Origin of the sequence: Bacillus cereus group sp. MYBK15-3 (assembly GCF_051916765.1) — a bacterium.
In the GTDB taxonomy this organism is placed as follows: domain Bacteria; phylum Bacillota; class Bacilli; order Bacillales; family Bacillaceae_G; genus Bacillus_A; species Bacillus_A cereus.
On the sequence record NZ_JBQAHG010000002.1, the window covers coordinates 540597 to 563376 of the forward strand.

A 22780-nucleotide genomic window follows, 5' to 3' on the forward strand; every position below is an offset into this window, starting at 1 on the left:
AGGGATGTAGAATACAGAAATATGCAAAGCATCAACAACATATTAGTTGGTGTAGATGTATATCCCGTGAAGGCTGAAATTGTGCAAGTTGGAGTGGAATTTCATGTCGGAATTTTGTTTGTCGCATCATATGCTCATCCTTTAAGGAAATAGCAAGGCAATTGGATCTTTGTAGATACTGAACAAAATGGAGTTGATCGTTATATGGATCAACATGAAAAAGTTACAAATCTCAAGATCAAACAGTATATGTGGCTTGCTACTCTTCTTATAAAAAGGTGTATATGTATTGTTTCTAAGAGATACATTTGTAACAGATGAGCGAATGTATACAATTTTATATAGCAAGTATGTATATGCGATTTATGCAGATAAAGGACCTATAGGAAAGGTTCAAAATCGTTTATACAATGTAATCGGCAACACTTTCTAACAAGTTTAGAAAAATATTGTCGAATTATAAAGGAATTTTTTAATTTATATCGAATACAAAATACGACACGGAGATGGAGTTATGGGGAACAGAATTCCCGAAGAAGTTGTTGAACAGATTCGGACATCATCCGATATTGTAGAAGTCATTGGTGAATACGTTCAACTTAGAAAACAGGGGCGTAACTATTTCGGCCTTTGTCCATTTCATGGTGAGAATTCTCCTTCATTCTCTGTTTCATCTGATAAGCAAATTTTTCATTGCTTCGGATGTGGAGAAGGTGGAAATGTATTTTCCTTTCTAATGAAAATGGAAGGACTGGCTTTTACCGAGGCTGTTCAAAAGCTAGGCGAAAGAAATGGAATTGCGGTTGCAGAGTATACATCAGGGCAAGGACAACAAGAAGACATATCTGATGACACTGTCATCATGCAACAAGCTCATGAATTATTGAAAAAGTATTATCATCATTTATTAGTAAATACGGAAGAGGGAAATGAAGCACTTTCATATTTATTAAACCGTGGTATTACGAAAGAGATGATTGAGAAGTTTGAAATTGGTTATGCATCACCTGCTTGGGATGCAGCGACGAAAATTTTACAAAAAAGAGGTTTATCGCTGTCTAGTATGGAACAAGCTGGCCTTCTAATAAGAAGTGAGAAGGATGGTAGTCATTATGATCGCTTCCGTGGAAGAGTTATGTTTCCGATCTATACGTTACAAGGTAAGGTGATAGCGTTTAGTGGAAGGGCGTTAGGAGATGACACTCCGAAATATTTAAATAGCCCTGAAACACCGATTTTTCACAAAAGTAAATTGTTGTATAACTTCCACCAAGCAAGACCGTTTATTAGAAAGCGTGGGCAAGTGGTTCTTTTCGAAGGATATGCCGATGTACTAGCTGCGGTAAAAAGTGGTGTGGAAGAAGCTGTTGCGACAATGGGAACAGCTTTAACTGAAGAACAAGCAAAACTTCTGCGACGTAACGTTGAAACTGTTGTTCTTTGCTATGATGGTGATAAAGCAGGGCGAGAAGCGACGATGAAAGCAGGGCAATTATTGCTAAAAGTTGGTTGCCAAGTGAAAGTCACATCCTTGCCAGATAAGCTTGATCCTGATGAATATGTGCAACAATATGGGACTACTGCTTTTGAAAATCTTGTGAAATCAAGTGTGAGTTTTGTTGGTTTTAAAATAAATTATTTGCGTTTAGGGAAAAATTTGCAAGATGAGTCTGGCAAAGAAGAATATGTGAAGAGTGTTTTAAAAGAGTTATCGTTGTTACAAGATGCGATGCAGGCAGAGTCATATTTGAAGTCATTATCGCAAGAATTTTCGTATTCAATGGAAACACTTTTGAACCAATTGCACCAATATCGCAAAGAACAAAAGGTACAGCAAAAACAAATAAAGCAGGTTGCTAAACCGTCTCAAGTCGTTCAAACAAAACCGAAGTTAACAGGTTTTGAAAGAGCGGAAAGAGAAATTATTTACCATATGTTGCAAAGTGCAGAAGTAGCTGTTCGTATGGAATCCCATATAGAAGATTTTCATACAGAAGAACATAAAGGGATTTTATATGAACTATACGCATATTATGAAAAGGGAAATGAACCTTCAGTTGGAACATTTTTAAGTTGGCTCTCTGATGAAAAGTTGAAAAATATTATCACTGATATTTCGACGGATGAATTTATTAATCCAGAATACACAGAAGAAGTGTTGCAAGGCCATTTGGAGACGCTTAGACGGCATCAGGAAAAACTTGAAAAGATGGAAATTATCTTTAAAGTGAAACAAATGGAAAAAACAGATCCTGTAGAGGCTGCTAAATATTATGTAGCATATTTACAAAATCAAAAAGCGAGAAAATAGCTTTTTTGATAAAGTTTTAGTATAATGAATGTTTGTATCTCGCGTAAGGAGGGGAACAGATGGCTGACAAACCAGCTCGTTCTAAACAAATTGAAACTGAAATGACCCTTGAGCAAGTGAAAGAACAACTCACTGAGCTCGGAAAAAAACGTGGCGTTCTTACATATGAAGAGATTGCAGAACGCATGAATGGATTTGAAATTGAATCCGATCAAATGGATGAATACTATGAATATTTAGGTGAACAAGGCATTGATTTAGTTGGTGATAATGACAACGAAGAAGGCCCTAATAATCGCCAAATTACAAAAACAGAAGAAGAGTTTGACCTCAATGATTTAAGTGTACCACCTGGGGTTAAAATCAACGATCCTGTTCGTATGTATTTAAAAGAAATTGGTCGTGTAGACTTACTATCTGCAGAAGAAGAAATTCGACTTGCAACGCGTATTGAAGAAGGCGATGAAGAAGCGAAACGTCGTCTTGCAGAAGCAAACTTACGTCTTGTAGTAAGTATTGCAAAGCGCTATGTAGGCCGTGGTATGCTTTTCTTAGACTTAATTCAAGAAGGTAATATGGGTCTAATTAAAGCTGTTGAAAAGTTCGATTATCGTAAAGGTTTCAAATTTAGTACGTATGCAACTTGGTGGATTCGCCAAGCTATTACACGTGCCATTGCAGACCAAGCGCGAACAATTCGTATTCCAGTTCATATGGTTGAAACGATTAATAAGTTAATTCGTGTACAACGTCAATTATTACAAGATTTAGGTCGCGAACCATCTCCTGAAGAGATTGGTGAAGAAATGGATCTTGCTCCAGAAAAAGTACGTGAAATCTTAAAAATTGCACAGGAGCCAGTTTCTCTTGAAACACCAATTGGTGAAGAAGATGACTCCCATTTAGGTGACTTTATTGAAGACCAAGAAGCAACATCGCCTGCGGACCATGCAGCCTATGAATTGCTAAAAGAACAATTAGAAGATGTGTTAGATACACTAACAGATCGTGAAGAAAATGTTCTACGTCTTCGTTTCGGTTTAGATGATGGACGAACTCGTACGCTTGAAGAAGTTGGGAAAGTATTCGGCGTAACGAGAGAGCGTATTCGTCAAATTGAAGCAAAAGCACTTCGCAAATTAAGACATCCAAGCCGTAGTAAGCGTCTTAAGGATTTCTTAGAATAGGTTATTTTTTAAGTTTACTTCACTTTTGTGAAGTAAACTTTTTTATTTTGTTAATTTTTGTTAAAATTTAGCTATGGGCAACGATTACAATTTCTTGTAATTTATTTTACAGAATTGTCTTTTGATTTGCAAATGCTCATTTTTCGATTTTTCGATTAATTTTGTTTATTATATACAAAAATATATGTAGAAAAGCGAAAAATATGATGAGAAACGTTAATAATTATCGAAATAATAAGCGATATGACAATAAAAAACAATAAACTGAATTTATGGAATATTTTTAACAAGTAGTAGTTTGCTCTTTTCTGATAGAGCGTTTTCAAGTACAATATAAATGACTGAATCATCTAACTATTTAGGGGTATAGAGGGGGGAGAAGAGATATGAAACGTAATCCGCTGATTCCGTTCGCTCTTATTGCAGCATTGGGTATTATCGTTATGTTTGTATTTTCATTTCAGGGGCTAAATAAATCTAAAGAGTTAGCTGATGCAAAAAATGGCGGGAAGCCAGCACAAACGGCATCAAAACCAGAAGATATTGTGAAGCAAAGCTGTACGAGCTGCCATGGTGATCAGTTACAAGGGGCAGTTGGACCTAACTTACAAAAAATTGGTGGGAAACTTTCAAAGGATGAAATTAAAGAAATTCTTTCGAAAGGAAAAGGCAATATGCCTGCCAATATAGTTCCAGCTGATCAAGCCGCTAAAGTAGCTGATTGGTTATCGAAGAAAAAATAAAGTTCCGTATGACAAGCCTTTTGCTTATGCAAAGGGCTTGTTTTTCTATATTTTCTAAAATACGATGAATGATAGAGCGGTGAATTGTTGTTATGGGCTTGCAACAACTACTATAAATTCATTATCATGGAGACAGACTGACAAGAGAAGGAGTAATGGAAATACATGAATGAAGTAAAGCTTTCAAAACGATTAGAAGAAGTTGTACGTGAAATACCAGTAGGATCTACAGTTGCTGATATTGGATCGGATCATGCGTATTTACCGTGTTATACAATTATAAATAATATTGCTACAAAAGCAGTTGCAGGAGAGGTTGTAGATGGACCATTTCGCTCTGCGCAAGCAACTGTAGCTGAAAGTGGTTTACAAGATAAAGTAGATGTACGTAAAGGGAATGGATTAGCGGTTATCGCACCAGGAGAAGTAGATGTAATTACGGTTGCCGGAATGGGCGGAGCGTTAATTCGTGACATTTTAGAAAGTGGTAAAGAAAAATTAGAAGGTGTAACGCGTTTAATTTTACAGCCTAATATTGCAGCGCATCATATTCGTGAATGGTTTATTGAGAATGGTTGGGAGCTTATCCATGAAAAAATCGTAAAAGAAGATGGGAAAATTTACGAAATTTTAGTAGGGGAGCGCGGAAATGTTGCAGCGCCTTACTCTGAAAATAAACAAGCTGAATTGTTTATGGGACCATTTTTAATAACAGAAAAAAGTGAAGCTTTCGTAGAAAAATGGGAAGGAGAATTAAAAAACTTCCAAAATATTTTAAAACAGTTAGAACGTGCGGCTGATTCTGAAGAAACAAAAGCGAAGCGTGGGGAAGTAGAAGCGAAAATGAAAATGATAGGGGAGGTTTTATCATGAGTAAAATTCCAAATGGCCATGAAATTATTTCTTTATTTGAAAGTATGTATCCGAAGCATTTGGCGATGGAAGGAGATAAGATTGGTCTGCAGATTGGAGCGCTTAATAAACCCGTGCAGCACGTATTGATTGCGCTAGATGTAACGGAAGAAGTTGTGGATGAAGCAATTCAATTAGGGGCAAATGTCATTATTGCTCATCATCCTTTAATTTTTAACCCGTTAAAAGCGATTCATACAGATAAGGTGTATGGGAAAATTATTGAAAAGTGTATTAAAAATGATATTGCAATCTATGCAGCGCATACAAATGTGGATGTTGCTAAGGGCGGGGTAAACGATTTACTTGCTGAGGCGTTAGGATTGCAAAATACAGAAGTTTTGGCACCGACATATGCAGAAGAAATGAAAAAAGTTGTTGTGTTTGTGCCAGTCACTCATGCAGAAGAAGTAAGGAAAGCATTAGGAGACGCAGGTGCTGGTCATATCGGCAATTATAGCCACTGTACGTTTAGTAGCGAGGGTACAGGCACATTTGTACCTCAAGAGGGGACAAATCCTTATATCGGGGAAACTGGACAGTTAGAACGTGTAGAAGAAGTGCGAATCGAAACGATTATTCCAGCTTCCTTACAGCGGAAAGTGATTAAAGCAATGGTAACGGCGCACCCTTATGAAGAAGTAGCGTACGATGTGTATCCGCTTGATAATAAAGGTGAAACGTTAGGCCTAGGAAAAATAGGATACTTACAAGAAGAAATGACGCTTGGCCAATTTGCAGAACATGTGAAACAATCATTAGACGTGAAGGGCGCAAGAGTTGTCGGTAAGTTAGATGATAAAGTGCGTAAAGTAGCTGTACTTGGTGGAGATGGTAATAAATATATAAACCAAGCGAAATTTAAAGGAGCAGATGTATATGTAACTGGTGACATGTACTATCATGTTGCTCATGATGCGATGATGCTCGGTTTAAATATAGTTGACCCAGGACATAATGTTGAAAAAGTAATGAAACAAGGTGTGCAAAAGCAATTACAAGAAAAAGTGGATGCAAAGAAACTCAATGTACACATTCATGCTTCGCAGTTACATACAGATCCATTTATATTTGTATAAGAAAAATAAAAACCGTTGCTCATGTAAGCAACGGTTTTTATTATTGTTCTTTTTTCACTTTCACGCGAGGTAATATTTTTTGTAACGGTACTTTTCGAACTCTTTCCCATGTAGCGGGATTCATTGGGTCATATTGCTCTAAGAAAGCGATAACTTCTTTCGTAATTGGCGTTGGAGTAGAAGCACCTGCTGTAACAGCTACGTTTTCTACACCTTGTAGCCACTCTAATTGAATTTCGCTTACATCAGCAACTCGATATGCTTTTGTACCCGCGATTTCTTGTGATACTTGTGCTAAGCGATTTGAATTGTTACTTTTCGGATCACCAACAACAATTGTTAAGTCTGCAACATCAGCTTGTTTAGCGACAGCTTCTTGGCGAACTTGAGTAGCTAAACAAATTTCTTTATGGAATTCTGCTGTTGGGAATTTTTTTTGAATGTCCTCCATTAAATGTTGAACATCCCATTGACTCATCGTTGTTTGATTTGTTACTAAAATTTTATCTGTTGGGATTTCTAATGTTTTTAAATCATCGGCTCTTTCGATAAGGTGAACGATGTCAGGTGCAATACCAACTGCGCCTTCTGGCTCTGGATGATTTTTTTTACCGATATAAATGACATGATACCCTTCCGCTTTCTTAGCTTCGATAAGGTCATGCGTCTTGGTAACATCTGGGCAAGTGGCATCGATTGTTGTTAAACCTTTTTCTTTTGCGCGTTGTTTAACTTCTGGAGAAACACCGTGTGCTGTGAAAATAACAGTACCAGAATCAATTTTATCTAAAATTTCTAAGCGACTTGGACCGTCTAATGTGATGATTCCATCTTCTTCAAAAGCGTCTGTAACATGTTTATTGTGAACAATCATACCTAAAATATAAATGGGTCTCGGCAATGATTTATCTAATGCAGCATTACGTGCAATTACCATTGCATCGACAACACCGTAGCAATAACCACGAGGGGAAATTTTAACAATTTTCATATGAGTAATCCTCTCCTTCTAAACAAGGGATACTTTTGTGCATAGTCTTTTACATTATAAAGGAGGAGTGGATAGAAAACAAAGGATTGTTACACATATAGTTTTGGTTTTGTTGCTGTTTGTTGAACTGGTTCTTTCGGTAACTCTTTTTCTATTACAGGTTCAATCACTATTTTCTTTCGTTTTCGTTTCTTTTTTTGAGGTGCAGGAGGCGGACTTTCTACCTCAACTGGCTCTGTTACATTTTCCGTTTGATTTTCTTCCGTACTTTTTCCAGAGGTGAGGATTTTAACAATGCTTGGTAGACTACGCATAATAGGACCATACTGTTCGACGACAGGACCTACAGATTGAACGACTTGGGATACTTTTTCGATGTTGTTTATCATATTAGTGGGATTTGAAATTAAGTTCGAAAAGAAACTGCCGATGCCACTGCTTGCTGTTGCCGCAGCTGTAGTTGCGCCGCCGCGCGTTTCATTTGATTCATACATTTGAGGCGGTATCATTTGCTCAGGGTGTTGCTGCATGTATGGTTGATATTGTGGATGTTGCTGCTGATATTGTTGGTGGTATTGCTGCTGATATTGCTGTTGATATTGTGGCGGTGGTGGTTGCTGATGCATCATCGGTTGCCCCTCCATTTGTCGGTAAGGTGGAACCATTTGCATAAAAGGCTCGGTTGGATCGTGTTTTTTAAAAAGCTTAGCAAGAAAACCTTTCTTTTTTTGTGCCATTGGTGGTAGTTGTGGAATTGGATATGGTGTATAAGGTTGTTGCCCTGGATTCGGATACATTTGCCTTGTAGGGGATTTCGGAAACATGTGAGAAATCCTCCTTTCTTCAGTTAGGTATATACACATACAATATGCAATAAAAGGGAAGAAGGTTAGTTTTTGAAGTGAAAACCTAAACTAAAGATGGATTTTACTTGTAGATTTCGATATAATGTAGACTTGACTGATTTGTGCGCGCAGTAGAAATTTTAGAAAGAAGGTGTAACTTATGACACAACAAACTTTTACACAGTATGATTTTAAACCATTTTTAATAGATGCAGTTCGTGAACTACGCTTTACAGAGCCGACAGGAATTCAGCAGAAAATTTTCCCGGTCGTGAAAAAAGGTGTAAGTGTAATTGGACAATCCCAAACAGGTTCTGGGAAAACACATGCATACTTACTTCCTACATTAAACAGAATTAATGCAAGTCGTGAAGAAGTACAACTTGTTATTACAGCGCCTACTCGTGAGTTAGCACAACAAATTTACGAAGAAATCGTGAAATTAACAAAGTTTTGTGCGGAAGACCAAATGATTACAGCACGTTGTTTAATTGGTGGAACTGATAAACAACGCTCAATTGAAAAGTTGAAAAAACAACCTCATATCGTAGTTGGAACACCAGGACGTATTAAAGATTTAGTAGAAGAGCAAGCATTATTTGTTCATAAAGCAAATACGATTATTGTCGATGAAGCAGACTTAATGCTTGATATGGGATTCATTCATGATGTAGATAAAATTGCAGCACGCATGCCTAAAAACTTGCAAATGTTAGTTTTCTCTGCAACAATTCCTCAAAAACTAAAACCGTTTCTGAAGAAGTATATGGAGAATCCAGAGCATATTCATATCAATCCAAAACAAGTTGCAGCTGGAAACATTGAACACTATTTAGTGCCTTCTAAACATCGTAATAAAATTGATTTAGTGCATAAAATGCTACTTCAATTTAAACCGTATTTAGCAGTTGTTTTCACGAATACGAAAAAGATGGCAGACCAAGTTGCTGATGGATTAATGGAACGCGGCTTAAAAGTTGGACGAATTCACGGGGATTTATCACCACGTGATCGTAAAAAAATGATGAAACAAATTCGTGACCTTGAATTCCAATATATTGTTGCGACTGATTTAGCAGCACGTGGTATTGATATTGAAGGGATTAGCCATGTTATTAACTATGAGCTACCATCAGATTTAGATTTCTTCGTTCACCGCGTTGGAAGAACAGCACGTGCGGGGCATTCTGGTATTGCAGTGACGATATATGATCCAGCAAACGAAGAAGCGTTAGATAGTTTAGAAAAACAACGTCATATTGAGTTCAAGCATGTAGATTTACGCGGAGATGAGTGGGCCGATTTAGGTGAGCGTCGTCGTCGTAAGAGCCGTAAAAAACCAAATGACGAACTTGATGTTATGGCAACGAAAGTTATTAAAAAACCGAAAAAAGTAAAACCAAACTATAAACGTAAACTTGCAACAGAACGTGACAAAGTGAAGAAAAAATATGGCAATAAAAAAAGATAAGGGGTTTCCCTTATCTTTTTTTTATCCCGCTATTTGTGGGAGGTGTAATCAATATGGATAGAAAAGTATTGATTAAAGTTTCACTTAATCCAGCTAATTTAAATGAAAAGTATAGTCTGTATAAATAGTCATATAAATTTGTGTAGTGCATCTTTTGTGAACAAACAATTCACTACATATTTCTACAAATTATGCTATCATTATATCTATTGTATATTGAAGAGGTGATTGTATGTTAAAGATTGGATCTCATGTTTCCATGAGTGGTAAGAAAATGTTATTAGCAGCAAGTGAAGAGGCTGTTTCATACGGTGCAACAACGTTTATGATTTATACAGGTGCACCGCAAAATACACGAAGAAAACCAATTGAAGAATTGAACATAGAAGCAGGAAGAAAACATATGGAGCTGAACGGAATTGAGGAAATTATCGTCCATGCGCCGTATATTATTAATGTTGGGAATACGACGAAGCCAGAAACATTCCAATTAGGCGTAGACTTTCTTCGCATGGAAATTGAAAGAACATCGGCATTAGGTGTAGCGAAACAAATTGTTCTTCACCCAGGAGCGCACGTTGGTGCTGGAGCGGATGCTGGTATTCAACAAATTATTAAAGGGCTTAATGAAGTATTAACGCCAGAACAGACGGTTAACATTGCGTTAGAGACGATGGCAGGAAAGGGAACAGAATGCGGTCGTAGCTTTGAAGAAATTGCAAAAATTATTGATGGTGTAAAATATAATGAAAAGCTATCTGTATGCTTTGATACATGTCATACGCACGATGCAGGATATGATATTGTAAATGACTTTGACGGCGTATTAAACGAATTTGATAAGATCGTTGGTATAGATCGTTTACAAGTACTTCATATTAATGATAGTAAAAATATACGCGGAGCAGGAAAAGACCGTCATGAAAACATTGGATTTGGTCACATTGGGTATAAAGCATTGCATCACATTGTACATCATCCACAGTTAATGCATGTACCAAAAATTCTTGAAACACCGTATGTAGGGGAAGATAAAAAAGATAAGAAGCCGCCATACAAATTGGAAATCGAAATGCTGAAAAACGGCACTTTTGATGAAGGGCTTCTTGAAAAAATTAAAGCGCAATAAGGAGGGGGAAATCCCCTCCTTATTTTAGTAGTTGCTGAAATAATGTATTTACTTGTTGGGCAGTGGCAGGGGAAGTTACTTTTGCGATTTGTTTTAAGAGCTCTAGTCGCTCGTTGTTATCGTAAATATTAATATTTTTACCCTTCATAAGTAAAACGATTTGATCAGCTTGTGCGGCTGTAATGGGAACTTCATATTCTTTGCTATATTTTAATAACTCTTTTGTAGAAATATGATTTAATTTTTTATTAACAATTTGTTTAATGAGGTTCATCTTATTATCCTCCTTCACGCGTTCTTCTATCGAAATATATGAGCATATAGCTTGTACATATTCGTATGGAGTTTCTTTTTTCATGAGGAAAAGAAGCGTATGTTATAATATAAGGACAAAACTACAGAAAAAGAGTAAAGGGAGGACTTATGGAGCAAAAGCAACATCGAAAAGAAAGTGTTATTCATCTCATTTATCGTTTAGTTATGATTATTTTTGGAGCAGCATGCGCGGCGGTAGCAATTGAACTATTTTTAATGCCAAATAAAATTATTGATGGTGGAATTATTGGTATTTCTCTTATATTAGATTATCTTACTCCTAACATTTGGTGGTTAAGTTTTTCTACTTTAGTCGTTGTTCTCAATATCCCATTTATGTATTCCGGTTATAAGCAAATTGGAAAAACATTTATGTTATCTTCGACATTTGGTATTGTAGCATTAGCTTTCATTGAGTCAACGTTACATGCGGTACCACCATTTACAACAGAACCTATTTTAGCGACAGTGTTTGGTGGTCTTATTTTAGGTCTTGGTGTAGGACTTGTAATTCGTCATGGTGGATCGCTAGATGGAACTGAAATTATGGGGATTTTATTAACGAAGAAATTACCGTTCTCTGTTGGTGAATTCGTAATGTTTGTGAACTTATTTATTTTTGCATGGGCAGCATTTGTGTTTGGTGTGGAACAAGCGATGTATTCTGTTATGACGTACTATATCGCATTTAAAACGATCGATACAGTAATTCAAGGGCTAGATGAAACGAAGGCGGTTTTAATTGTATCTGATCAATATGAGGAAGTATCAAACGCGATTTTGCATCGTCTTGGCCGTGGAACTACAAAGCTTGTAGCGAAAGGTGGTTACACGGATAAAGAAAAAGAAGTTATTTATGCAGTTGTAACGCGTCTAGAAGTGACGAAGTTAAAATCAATTGTGCATGAAATTGATGAAAATGCGTTTGTTACGATTATGAGCACGCAAGAGACAAATGGTGGTAAGTTTAAATCGGCTATTCACTAAAAAGTTTATAGGAATATTTTTCGAAAGCAGAGAATTTTTCTCTGCTTTTTGTTATAATAGTAAGGTTTCTTGAAAAAATAGATATATTTTAGGCAGATTGGTTTACAACTATAATAAGCTGTACTATAATTCAAATAGATATAAATCGGAATCATTCTGAATTAAAATAGGTGAGATGCTATGAATAATATATTAGAAATTGAAGGTTTAACATTCCGATACGAAGATCGGAATGTGTTAGAAAATATTAATTTGCAAGTTCCGAAGGGAGCTTTTTTAGGTTTAGTGGGACCGAATGGTTCAGGTAAATCAACTTTACTTAAGTGTTTATTAGGTGTTTTAAAGCCAAAAGAAGGAAGCATTCGCGTGTTTGGCGTTGATAGTAAGAAGTTTAAGGAATGGAACAAAGTTGGTTATGTATCCCAAAAGGCAAATAGTTTCAATTCTGGTTTTCCAGCAACTGTTTCTGAAGTTGTGTCAATGGGACTTGTTTCGAAAAAAGGGCTTTTTCGCTTTTTCACAAAAGAGGATAAGAAAAAGGTAGAAAAAGCAATTGCTGATGTAGGGATGAGTGAGTTTCAAGGTCGTAACATTGGAGAGCTTTCTGGTGGACAGCAACAGCGTGTATTTATTGCTCGTGCGCTCGTTAGTGATCCTGAATTGCTTATTTTGGACGAGCCTACTGTTGGAATCGATGTGAAAAATGTGGAAAGTTTTTACGAAATATTAGAGGATTTAAACAAAAGGCTCGGGATCACATTAATTCTTGTTACTCATGATATGGGAGCTGTTACTGAAAAAGTAACACATGTTGCATGCCTAAACCAACATCTACATTTCCATGGAAATGTAGAGAAGTTCCGAGAGTTAGAAGATGCAGAAATGTCCGTCTTATATGGACATCATGTTCATCGTTTAGAACACGAACATGAGCATCACGGGAGGATATAATGATACAAGATTTTTTACAATATGACTTTTTACGTAATTCTTTATACGCAGGTATTTTAATTGGACTTGTTGCACCGCTAATTGGTGTGTTTGTTGTTATTCGTCGTTTATCTCTTATTGCGGATGCATTAAGTCACGTGACGTTATCGGGTATTGCAGCAAGTTTATTACTTGAAAAAACCATTTTTACAGGTGGGTTTTTAAACCCCTTATATATGGGGATGATTTTCTCGATTGGTGGAGCGCTACTAATCGAAAAGTTACGAACTGTATATAAGCACTATCAAGAATTAGCAATTCCAATTATCCTTTCGGCAGGTATGGGGGTTGGAGTTATTTTCATTTCACTTGCAAATGGATTCAACACAGACTTATTTAGTTATTTATTTGGTAGTGTCAGTGCTGTAACAAGTACAGATTTAATTATTATTGGGATTGTAGCAATTGTTGTTGTTGCGACAATTATTTTATTATATAAAGAGCTGTTTCTATTATCATTTGATGAGGAATACGCAGTATCAACTGGTTTAAGAGCGAAATGGATTCACTTTATTTTCATTATATTAGTTGCTCTTGTCATTGCAGTATCAATGCGTGTAGTGGGGGTTCTTCTTGTATCATCATTAATGACGTTACCAGTTGCAGCAAGTATTCGTATTGCTAAAGGATTTAAACAAACAATTTTCTTTTCCATTTTATTTGGTGAAATTGCAGTAATTGGTGGAATGTTTGCTTCGTATCAACTTGATCTAGCGCCAGGTGGTACAATTGTTATGATAGCAGTTCTTATTTTAATCGGTGCGATTTTATGGAAGAAGAAAAAAACTGCATAAAGTAGGGATAGGTATGAATCTAACAGAAGCTTTACGCCTAATGAAAGAAAAAGGATACAAACATACTGGAAAAAGAGAAGAGATGCTCAGATTATTTGCAGCACATAATCGTTATTTAACTGCGAAAGACGTTTTAGAGCATATGAAGGACGATTATCCGGGGCTTAGTTTTGATACGATTTATCGTAACTTAACAGTTTTTGCTGAGATTGGTGTTTTAGAACAAACGGAATTAAATGGTGAAAAACATTTTCGTTTTACTTGTTCTATTATGGAACATCATCATCATTTTATTTGTTTGGATTGTGGGGGAACGAAAGAGATTACTTCCTGCCCAATGGATTTTATGAATAAAGATTTTACCGGTTATGAAGTAACGGGTCATAAGTTTGAAATATATGGTCGTTGTCCAAAATGTGCAAAGTAAAAGCTCGTCGGTTAAACTGACGAGCTTTTTTACGTAGAAAAGAAGGTTGCTCACAAATATTGTGGCAACCTTCTTTTTATTGTTCTTGTGTCTCTTTTTCTTTTTCTCGTTCAGCAGCCATTTCAGCAGCAATTACGTCGATTTCTTTTTTCAGTTCTTCTACCATTGTTTCTTCTGGTACTTTACGAACGACTTGCCCTTTACGGAATAATAATCCCTCTCCACGTGCACCGGCAATACCGATATCAGCTTCACGAGCTTCACCAGGGCCATTTACAGCGCAACCAAGTACTGCAACTTTAATTGGTACTTGAAGTGTAGAGATGTATTCTTCCACTTCGTTAGCGATGCTAATTAAATCAATTTCAATACGACCACAAGTTGGACAAGAGATAAGTGTTGCTGCGTTAGACGCAAGACCGAATGATTTTAATAGTTCACGAGCAACTTTTACTTCTTCAACTGGATCAGCACTTAATGAAATACGTAGTGTATTTCCGATGCCTTTATTTAAGATTGCTCCAAGACCAGCAGCACTTTTTACAGTTCCGGCAAACAATGTTCCAGATTCTGTAATACCTAAATGTAATGGATAATCAAAAGCACGAGCAGCTTTCTCGTATGCTTCAATTGCTAAGTTAACATCAGAGGCTTTCATAGATACGATAATATCGTGGAAATCTAGGTCCTCTAAAATTTTAATATGATGTAGCGCGCTCTCAACCATACCATCTGCAGTTGGGTACCCATACTTTTCTAAAATATGACGCTCTAATGAACCAGCGTTTACACCAATACGGATTGGAATACCGCGCTCTTTTGCTGCATTTACAACAGCTTCTACTTTATGGCGACGACCAATGTTACCTGGATTGATACGTACTTTATCAATGCCGCCTTCAATTGCTTTTAAAGCAAGGCGATAATCAAAATGAATATCAGCAACAAGTGGAATGTTGATTTGTTTTTTTATATCAGCAATAGCATCTGCTGCGCGTTCATCTGGAACGGCAACGCGGACGACTTGACAGCCGGCTTCTTCTAAACGCTTAATTTCAGCAACTGTTGCTTCAACATCATGTGTTTTTGTTGTTGTCATACTTTGTATAATTAATTCATTATTACCGCCGATTGTTAAATTACCGACTTTAACTGGACGTGTTTTTGTACGATGAGTCATTTCATTCACGAATAGATCGCTCTCCTTATAAAAGAAGTTTCTTATTTAGTCCCTCATATCAATGATAGTATACGTGATATAGGGCTATAGAAACCGAAGTACTCGGTTTCACTTTTACTATTGTATCAGCGCCTTTATGTAATTGACAAGGATTAAGTGATAGCTTATTGATATAAGGGGAATTTATAAGACTTTCCAATTTGTATTTTTGTAGCAGATGTACTTTTGTTTAATTGTTTAAAGTCGTCAATGACTTTTTCTATGGAAGGAATTTTTTTCTTGTTAATTTGTTCTGTAATAGAAAGAACTGTCTCACCAGTTTTTACTTCAATTGTTTTATAAGATACATCCGTTTCTTTTTCTGTTTTGTTCTCTTTATTCTGCTGACTGTCTGTGTTTTCTTTTTTAATCGTTTGAGCAGCAGTTGTTTTTTTATATGAACTTAACATCGGTAAAGTACCGATTTTTATATCGTAATAAAATATATAACCGAGAACAAGCACGAATAGGAATATACCTAATCTCTTCATATTCTTCACTCCTTTGCTAGGAATATATGCTTGTCCAAAAAAAAAATGCCTATTTAGGCATTTTTTTTCGTTCTTATTTTTCTTTCGGTTTTGGAACTTCTTTAATCGTTAAGTACAGAACAATTAAAACAACTGCGATATAGATGAATGTTGATCCAGGTACGACAATCTTACATGCATCCATAATCATAAAGAAGATTGTTGGGATTGTGTAGCTGTATGCAGTTAGTGTCCAAACTTGTTTATAGGATAGTTTACGTTGACCGCTCATAGCAGAACCGATGAACGCAAGTAAAGTCACACCTACAAAAGTGATGAATAATTGGAATAGGTACACTAAGAATCCAATAACAAATAATAAAATTGGATAAATATTATCGAATAAAGAAATAAATTCTTGTAGATCTTTTTTCTCAAGAGATGCACCTAACAAATCGTTATAAGAATACGTTTGTATTTGACCATTTCCCATAGAGACTACTTTATCTTTTAAAACAAATAAACCTGTTTTATTTTGATATTTTTCTAGGTCTGTTGAATTTGGATCAAATACGAAAAGTGCATTTCCTTCTTCTTTTTCAATAGGTTGATCAATATCGGCTTTTAGTTCGCCATTTTCAATTTTAAAATCAGGTAAATCTTTATCGATGACTTGATTTACCATGCTTACACCATCTTGGATAAAACTACCGTACAAAAAAGTTCTTGGAATAGTAGTAATTAAGCAAAGTAGCATAATATACAAAATGGTTTTACCGATTTTTTGAAAACGGAATAGCGCCATATCTTTAGGCGAGTATATGCTTTTTACGAATTGGGTAAATATGGACATAGATTCACTTCCTTTATGTATGTATAAAATCATTGTAACGTAGTAATCTAGAGAATCTCAAGATATATTATATTTACATATAGTGGAGATAACTAAATTTCTTTTATTAACTTTCTTCTTTTAAATAAGAAAAATACAATTGACACTTTTCTTTTCTATATGGTAAATTTATCTTACATTTCTTAAAGAGCATATCCGATAGGAATTCCTTTATTTGATATGTTGTTACATACATAATTGTGGACCCTTAGCTCAGCTGGTTAGAGCAGACGGCTCATAACCGTCCGGTCGTAGGTTCGAGTCCTACAGGGTCCATATCCATTTCACATGTTTATTATGTTAGCAGGAAGCTTCCTTGTAGAAGGAAGCTTTTTTTACGGAATATATGAGCATTTTAATTGAAAAGAAGTGGGAATTTTGCTACTTTAATGATAGCAAGACAATGTGATTTATTTGTTTGCACCCTATGGCAATTAGGGTAGAATGAAGTTGTATGTCACTTAAGTGGCAATACATAAACTGGGAGGAATATAACAATGGCAAAACACGAATTACCAAATTTACCTTATGCGTATGATGCTTTAGAGCCTCACTTTGACAAAGAAACAATGAACATCCATCATACAAAACATCACAACACGTACATTACAAACTTAAACGCTGCTTTAGAAGGTCATGCAGAATTAGCTGACAAAAGCGTAGAAGAATTAGTTGCAAACTTAAACGAAGTACCAGAAGGAATCCGTACAGCAGTACGTAACAATGGTGGCGGACATGCTAACCATACATTCTTCTGGACAATCCTATCTCCAAATGGCGGAGGACAACCTGTAGGTGAACTTGCAACTGCAATTGAAGCAAAATTCGGTAGCTTCGATGCATTCAAAGAAGAATTCGCAAAAGCTGGCGCAACTCGCTTCGGTTCTGGTTGGGCTTGGTTAGTAGTAAACAATGGTGAGTTAGAAGTAACAAGCACTCCAAACCAAGATTCTCCTTTAACTGAAGGTAAAACGCCAGTTATCGGTTTAGATGTTTGGGAGCATGCTTACTACTTAAACTACCAAAACCGTCGTCCAGACTACATCGGTGCATTCTGGAACGTTGTAGATTGGAACGCTGCTGAAAAACGTTACCAAGAAGCAAAATAATTGTAATAAATATAGAAAAAGCTAGGGGGGAGCCCCTAGCTTTTTTCTATGCTTTCCTTTTACATAATTGGGCTTGTCTTTGGAAGACTAGAACATGAAGTAAAGGAGAGTTGTGTATGAAATGGAAACATATAATTGGTGACGTTGAAGTGAATCGGGATTTAGTGTTATTGCTCCTTATAGGAGGTTTATACACGCTCGCAATTTCTTTATCGAATACGTTTGTAAATATTTATTTATGGAAACAAACACAAAATTATGTGAATCTTGGCTTGTATAATTTAGCAAGCGTGGTATTACAGCCTCTCACATTTCTTGTAGGGGGGAAATTAGCGAAACGTATCGATCGCTCGATTTTATTACGAATAGGGGTAGGAACGCTCGCAATTTTTTTTATCGTTGTCTTAGTAGCAGGAAAAAGTGCTTCTCAGTATATTTTATTAATGGGGGCTCTTTTAGGAGTAGGATACGGTTTTTACTGGTTGGCTTTTAACTTATTGACATTTGAAATTACAGAACCAGAAACAAGAGATTTCTTTAATGGGTTTCTTGGACTTCTTACATCCTTCTCTGGGATGATCGGACCAATAGCAGCAGGATACACAATTTCACGTATGGAGAAATGGAGTGGTTATACTGTTATATTCTTTCTTTCATTAGTTCTATTTGCAATTGCTATCGTCTTAAGCTTCTTTTTATCTAAAAGAGAATGTGAAGGGCGTTATGAAATCGTGCAAGTATTGAAAGAACGACGGATTGATAAAAATTGGGGAAAGATTACACGAGCTCATTTTTTCCAAGGATTGAGAGAAGGAACGTTTATTTTTGTCATTTCAGTATATGTTTATTTAGCAACTAATAGTGAGTTCGCATTAGGGAAATACAGTTTAGTGAACTCTGCTGTATCCTTTGTATGTTATTACTTAGTTGCTCGTATGTTAAAGAAAGAGTGGCGAAAAAAAGCAATTTTACTTGGAGGCATTATTTTATATGCTGTCGTCTTTTTAGTTATTTTCAATGTTACATACACGAAATTACTTATTTATGCAGCATGTATTGCGATTGCATACCCTATTTTACTTGTTCCGTACGGATCAATGACATATGACGTAATTGGTAGAGCAAAAAATGCGAGAGAATGGCGTGTGGAATATGTCGTTGTTCGGGAGTTATGGTTAAACGCCGGAAGAATCTGTTCCATTTTAAGTTTTTTATGTGCTGTACTATTCTTTCCACCTGAAAAAAGTTTACCTTACTTATTATGTATTTTAGGTGCTGGACATTTTCTTATTTATTTTGCAGTTAAAAATGTCAAATATGATGAGGGAAATGCGAGTAAAACAAGTGTTGTAACGCAAGGGAACGCGCAAAACCAAACTGAACCAGAAGGTTAACTTCTCGTTTGTTTTATGCTAGAATAGAAAAAGATGTAAGACAGCAGTGAGGACACCTGTATGAAGGTGTCCCTTTCACATTACATAGCTGTTGGTAGAGGGGGTTTGTATGAGCAAGAAGCAGAAGCAAAATAAGAAAAAGACCCACGTTCCTTTTCGATTAAACGTGTTGTTTTTCTGCGTGTTTTTAATGTTCTCCGCGGTTATTGTAAGGCTCGGATATGTACAAATTGTTCGCGGTGAAGAATATAAGAATGAAGTGGAGAAGAAAGAAAACTCAACGATAAGTAATCCTGTACCGCGTGGGAAAATATTTGACCGTTATGGGCGACCTGTAGTAGATAATGCAGCCATTCGTACTATTACATTTACAAAAATGAAAGGATCAACTGCAGAGGATCGCTTAGAAACAGCGAAAAAGCTAGCAGATTTGATTGAAGTACCGACAGATAAATTAACAGATCGCGATAAAAAAGATTATTGGCTTGCTATGCATAAAGAGGAAGCTAAAGAAAAAATTACGAATAAAGATCGTCAAGAGTTTAAAGATAAAAAAATTGATGATAAAGAATTAGACGAGCGTCAGCGAAGTCGTGTAACAGAAGAAGAGATTAATCAATTATCCGCCAAAGATCTAGAAATACTAGCGATTAAGAGTAAGATGGACGGCGGATATGCAATGACACCTCAAGTTCTTAAGAAAAATGCAACAGATGAAGAATATGCGATTATTAGTGAAAATTTAGCGCAATTACCGGGAGTAGATACAAGTGTTGATTGGGAACGAAAATATGCATATGATGGTGATTTGTTCCGAAGTGTACTTGGTGGTGTAACAACTTCTGACGAAGGTTTACCGAGAGAAAGACTAGATTACTATCTTGTTCGTGATTATAACCGAAATGACCGAGTAGGAAAAAGTTATCTTGAACAACAGTATGAAGATAGTCTGCACGGTACGAAAGCAGAAGTTAGAAATGTTACAGATAAAAACGGTAATATTTTAGAAACGATTAATGTATCAAAAGGACAAAGTGGTAATGACCTGAACTTAACAATTGATATGGAATTACAAAAGCGCGTGGAAGATATTCTTGCGAAGAATTTAATGAGGTTTAAAGGAAGCGAACCTCTTTTAGATCGCGCATTTGTTGTAATGATGAACCCAAAAAATGGTGAAGTTTTATCTATGGCGGGGAAACAATTAGTTAACGAAGATGGCCAAACGAAAGTAAATGACTTTGCATTAGGTACCATGACAAGTTCTTATCCGATGGGATCAACTGTAAAAGGTGCAACAGTACTTACTGGATATCAAACTGGTGCGATTCAACCAGGGGCAGTACAATTGGATGAACCAATTAAATTAAAAGGTACACCTACGAAGTCGTCTTGGAAAACGATGGGATATATTAATGACCTTACAGCTTTAAAAATGTCTTCTAACGTTTATATGTTTAAAACAGCGATGAATATCGCCGGTGTTCAGTATGTGAGAGGTGGTACGTTAGATATACCTCAAAAAGCATTTGATACGATGCGTTATTATTTCGGACAGTTTGGACTTGGTGTAAAAACAGGAATTGATTTACCGAATGAATCTGCTGGTCAGATGGGTAAGAGTAGTCAACCAGGTTTCTTACTAGATTTATCAATTGGACAGTATGATACGTATACACCGCTTCAATTAGCGCAATATATTTCGACGATTGCCAATGGCGGATATCGTATGCAACCACAAGTTGTAAAAGAAATTCGTCAACCGGCAGTGAAACCAGATGAAGTTGGGAAAGTTGTTCAATCTATGGAACCGAAAGTATTAAATCGTATTGATATGCCGGAATCGCAAATTAAACGTGTTCAAGAAGGATTTAGACAAGTGTATAATGATTCAGGTGGTACAGCTACAAAGTACTTTACAGGTGCAAAATATAAAGCGGCAGGGAAGACGGGTACTGCGCAAACTGTGTATGGCGGAGATAAAGAGATTGGTAGAAAGGCAAACGGTGAACGTGTGGAAACATATAACTTAACATTAGTAGGTTATGCGCCACTTGAAGATCCAGAAGTAGCATTCTCTGTTGTCGTTCCATGGGTACATGATGATAAGACTGGTATTAATGGATATATTGGTCGTGAAATTATGGACGCTTACTTTGATTTGAAAAACAAAGAAGTAAATGGTGAAGCTCCAAAAGATGATAAAGACAATAAAAACAAAGATCAAGATGATGAATAAAAAAGTTGTAAAAAAGCACACTATATGAAAAGATAGTGTGCTTTTTTTTATGGTTTATGCATATCGTGTAATAAATGTGGACAAGTATACAACATTGAAAAAACGCGGCTCTATAAATGATACTTGTATATGGTGGGATAGGGGATAAATATTTTATAGGGAAATCATCAGAGGAAATGAATAGCTACTACTGAATTAAAATTGTATCGTATGTTGATTTTTGTGGAACTTTACAAAACTTTTACAAACAATTAAAACCGAATTAATAGTTTAGCAGTATTCTTATATCTGTAATCCTGTTATTTCCGGTTACTTCTAGGAGGAAGAACACGTGAAATGGATGCGTACACCGATTAAGATTTTCGTATTATCAATATGGTTCCTCTGTTTTGAAATGTCTACTGCATTTGCTTTAAATGATACGGGAGAAGTGAGAGTTGATGGATCCTCAACGGTTTTTCCTATTATAGAAGCAGTAGCGGAGGAATATACAAAGGTGCATCCAGACGTGAAAATTTCCATCAGTATTTCTGGAACTGGGGGAGGATTTAATCGTTTCAGTAAAGGAGAAGTAGATATAAATAATGCTTCGAGAGTAATGAAACAAGTCGAGAAAAATGAAATGAAGAAAAACTCTATTCAGTTCACACCTTTTGAGGTTGCTAACGACGGTCTTACGATTGTTGTGAATCGCCATAATACATGGGTAGACGATATGTCAGTAGACGAGTTACGACTACTTTGGAGTGAAGATGGAAGAGAGAAGCGATGGTCACAAATTCATTCAACATGGCCACGTGAACAAGTGAAGTTTTATGCACCAGGCGTAGACTCTGGTACGTATGATTATTTTCAAAATGTCATCTTACAAAATCATCGCATTGTAAAAAAAGTCTCTTTGTCTGAAGATGATCAAGTTATTATGCAAGGGGTAATGAATGATAAACATGCCATTGCTTTTGTAGGATATGCTTATTATATGGCTAATCGAGATAAGGTGAAAGCAATAAAAGTAAATGGTGTATTTCCGACGAAAGAGACCATTCAATCAGGTAAGTATAAGCCGTTATCTAGGCCGCTACTTGCTTATGTGAATAATTCATCTATCCGAAATAAAATGAATGTAGCAAACTATGTTGAGTTTATGATTCAGCATGTCGGTAACCTCGCTGAAGAGGTCGGGTATGTAAAATTACGAAAAGAAAAATACAATGAACAGCTGCGTATGTTAACAGAAATAAAAAGGTAATGTCAGGGTGGAAAGGGGTTTTCATCT

At 36.2% G+C, this 22780-nt stretch carries 22 protein-coding genes and 1 tRNA gene; 17 read left to right on the plus strand and 6 right to left on the minus strand.

What is annotated here, in order from left to right:
• The first annotated feature begins 289 nt into the window (after positions 1–289).
• From ACTFR8_RS11210 to ACTFR8_RS11235, 6 genes are all read left to right on the plus strand, one after another.
• Positions 290–433: a hypothetical protein gene (locus ACTFR8_RS11210; RefSeq protein WP_167754508.1), complete on the plus strand. Its 144-nt coding sequence runs from the start codon at positions 290–292 to the stop codon at positions 431–433.
• An 81-nt stretch (positions 434–514) separates the two neighbouring features.
• Positions 515–2311, plus strand: a complete 1797-nt coding sequence (dnaG, locus tag ACTFR8_RS11215) for a DNA primase (protein WP_000528221.1) — start codon at positions 515–517, stop codon at positions 2309–2311.
• A 59-nt stretch (positions 2312–2370) separates the two neighbouring features.
• Complete coding sequence (gene rpoD / locus ACTFR8_RS11220; RefSeq protein ID WP_000764066.1) at positions 2371–3498, plus strand: RNA polymerase sigma factor RpoD; 1128 nt, start codon at positions 2371–2373, stop codon at positions 3496–3498.
• A 386-nt stretch (positions 3499–3884) separates the two neighbouring features.
• Entirely contained in the window at positions 3885–4241 is a 357-nt protein-coding gene (cccA, locus tag ACTFR8_RS11225) for a cytochrome c550 (RefSeq protein WP_000828141.1), read from the plus strand.
• Between the two features lie 165 nt (positions 4242–4406).
• On the plus strand, positions 4407–5114 hold the full coding sequence (locus tag ACTFR8_RS11230) for a tRNA (adenine(22)-N(1))-methyltransferase (protein ID WP_001006542.1): 708 nt from the start codon (positions 4407–4409) through the stop codon (positions 5112–5114).
• Positions 5111–6232: a Nif3-like dinuclear metal center hexameric protein gene (locus ACTFR8_RS11235; protein ID WP_000036233.1), complete on the plus strand. Its 1122-nt coding sequence runs from the start codon at positions 5111–5113 to the stop codon at positions 6230–6232. Before ACTFR8_RS11230 ends, ACTFR8_RS11235 begins: the two co-directional genes overlap by 4 nt.
• Positions 6233–6272: 40 nt before the next feature.
• Here ACTFR8_RS11235 and ACTFR8_RS11240 read toward each other — a convergent pair whose 3' ends face one another.
• Complete coding sequence (locus tag ACTFR8_RS11240) at positions 6273–7223, minus strand: 4-hydroxy-3-methylbut-2-enyl diphosphate reductase (protein ID WP_000706659.1); 951 nt, start codon at positions 7221–7223, stop codon at positions 6273–6275.
• Positions 7224–7312: 89 nt separating this feature from the next.
• Complete coding sequence (vrrA, locus tag ACTFR8_RS11245; RefSeq protein ID WP_000484170.1) at positions 7313–8047, minus strand: VrrA/YqfQ family protein; 735 nt, start codon at positions 8045–8047, stop codon at positions 7313–7315.
• A 181-nt stretch (positions 8048–8228) separates the two neighbouring features.
• Between vrrA and ACTFR8_RS11250 the strand changes: the two genes are divergently transcribed.
• Positions 8229–9539: a DEAD/DEAH box helicase gene (locus ACTFR8_RS11250; RefSeq protein ID WP_000194015.1), complete on the plus strand. Its 1311-nt coding sequence runs from the start codon at positions 8229–8231 to the stop codon at positions 9537–9539.
• A 232-nt stretch (positions 9540–9771) separates the two neighbouring features.
• Entirely contained in the window at positions 9772–10668 is an 897-nt protein-coding gene (locus ACTFR8_RS11255) for a deoxyribonuclease IV (protein WP_000912456.1), read from the plus strand.
• Between the two features lie 19 nt (positions 10669–10687).
• On the opposite strand, the gene ACTFR8_RS11260 is transcribed toward ACTFR8_RS11255, so the two are convergent.
• Positions 10688–10942 (minus strand): DUF2624 domain-containing protein, encoded by a 255-nt coding sequence (locus ACTFR8_RS11260; RefSeq protein WP_001048954.1) that lies wholly within the window; start codon positions 10940–10942, stop codon positions 10688–10690.
• A 149-nt stretch (positions 10943–11091) separates the two neighbouring features.
• Between ACTFR8_RS11260 and ACTFR8_RS11265 the strand changes: the two genes are divergently transcribed.
• The 4 genes from ACTFR8_RS11265 to ACTFR8_RS11280 all read left to right on the plus strand — a co-directional run bounded on the left by ACTFR8_RS11265 (position 11092) and on the right by ACTFR8_RS11280 (position 14181).
• Positions 11092–11970 (plus strand): YitT family protein, encoded by an 879-nt coding sequence (locus tag ACTFR8_RS11265; RefSeq protein ID WP_000435963.1) that lies wholly within the window; start codon positions 11092–11094, stop codon positions 11968–11970.
• A 180-nt stretch (positions 11971–12150) separates the two neighbouring features.
• Positions 12151–12921 (plus strand): metal ABC transporter ATP-binding protein, encoded by a 771-nt coding sequence (locus tag ACTFR8_RS11270; RefSeq protein WP_001059662.1) that lies wholly within the window; start codon positions 12151–12153, stop codon positions 12919–12921.
• Entirely contained in the window at positions 12921–13754 is an 834-nt protein-coding gene (locus ACTFR8_RS11275; RefSeq protein ID WP_000613815.1) for a metal ABC transporter permease, read from the plus strand. Before ACTFR8_RS11270 ends, ACTFR8_RS11275 begins: the two co-directional genes overlap by 1 nt.
• A gap of 13 nt (positions 13755–13767) precedes the next feature.
• Entirely contained in the window at positions 13768–14181 is a 414-nt protein-coding gene (locus ACTFR8_RS11280; RefSeq protein ID WP_001054516.1) for a Fur family transcriptional regulator, read from the plus strand.
• 76 nt (positions 14182–14257) lie between these two features.
• Here ACTFR8_RS11280 and ispG read toward each other — a convergent pair whose 3' ends face one another.
• The 3 genes from ispG to yqgB all read right to left on the minus strand — a co-directional run bounded on the left by ispG (position 14258) and on the right by yqgB (position 16723).
• Positions 14258–15361 carry a flavodoxin-dependent (E)-4-hydroxy-3-methylbut-2-enyl-diphosphate synthase gene (gene ispG / locus ACTFR8_RS11285; RefSeq protein ID WP_153577907.1) on the minus strand — a complete coding sequence of 368 codons (1104 nt, stop codon included), beginning with the start codon at positions 15359–15361 and terminating at the stop codon, positions 14258–14260.
• Positions 15362–15525: 164 nt separating this feature from the next.
• Entirely contained in the window at positions 15526–15891 is a 366-nt protein-coding gene (gene yqfZ / locus ACTFR8_RS11290) for a protein YqfZ (RefSeq protein ID WP_000825416.1), read from the minus strand.
• Between the two features lie 73 nt (positions 15892–15964).
• A complete protein-coding gene (gene yqgB, locus ACTFR8_RS11295; protein ID WP_000021899.1) occupies positions 15965–16723 on the minus strand; it encodes a protein YqgB in 759 nt (252 codons plus the stop codon).
• A gap of 241 nt (positions 16724–16964) precedes the next feature.
• Between yqgB and ACTFR8_RS11300 the strand changes: the two genes are divergently transcribed.
• The 5 genes from ACTFR8_RS11300 (at position 16965) to ACTFR8_RS11320 (ending at position 22753) form a co-directional block, all read left to right on the plus strand.
• A tRNA-Ile gene (locus ACTFR8_RS11300) sits at positions 16965–17038 on the plus strand.
• A gap of 221 nt (positions 17039–17259) precedes the next feature.
• The gene (gene sodA, locus ACTFR8_RS11305; RefSeq protein WP_001052035.1) at positions 17260–17871 is read left to right on the plus strand and encodes a superoxide dismutase [Mn]; all 612 of its coding nucleotides are present in this window, start codon (positions 17260–17262) and stop codon (positions 17869–17871) included.
• A gap of 116 nt (positions 17872–17987) precedes the next feature.
• A complete protein-coding gene (locus ACTFR8_RS11310) occupies positions 17988–19265 on the plus strand; it encodes an MFS transporter (RefSeq protein ID WP_000871383.1) in 1278 nt (425 codons plus the stop codon).
• A 109-nt stretch (positions 19266–19374) separates the two neighbouring features.
• On the plus strand, positions 19375–21504 hold the full coding sequence (locus ACTFR8_RS11315) for a peptidoglycan D,D-transpeptidase FtsI family protein (protein ID WP_098300069.1): 2130 nt from the start codon (positions 19375–19377) through the stop codon (positions 21502–21504).
• A 331-nt stretch (positions 21505–21835) separates the two neighbouring features.
• Positions 21836–22753: a PstS family phosphate ABC transporter substrate-binding protein gene (locus ACTFR8_RS11320; protein ID WP_252209693.1), complete on the plus strand. Its 918-nt coding sequence runs from the start codon at positions 21836–21838 to the stop codon at positions 22751–22753.
• Positions 22754–22780 lie beyond the last annotated feature (27 nt).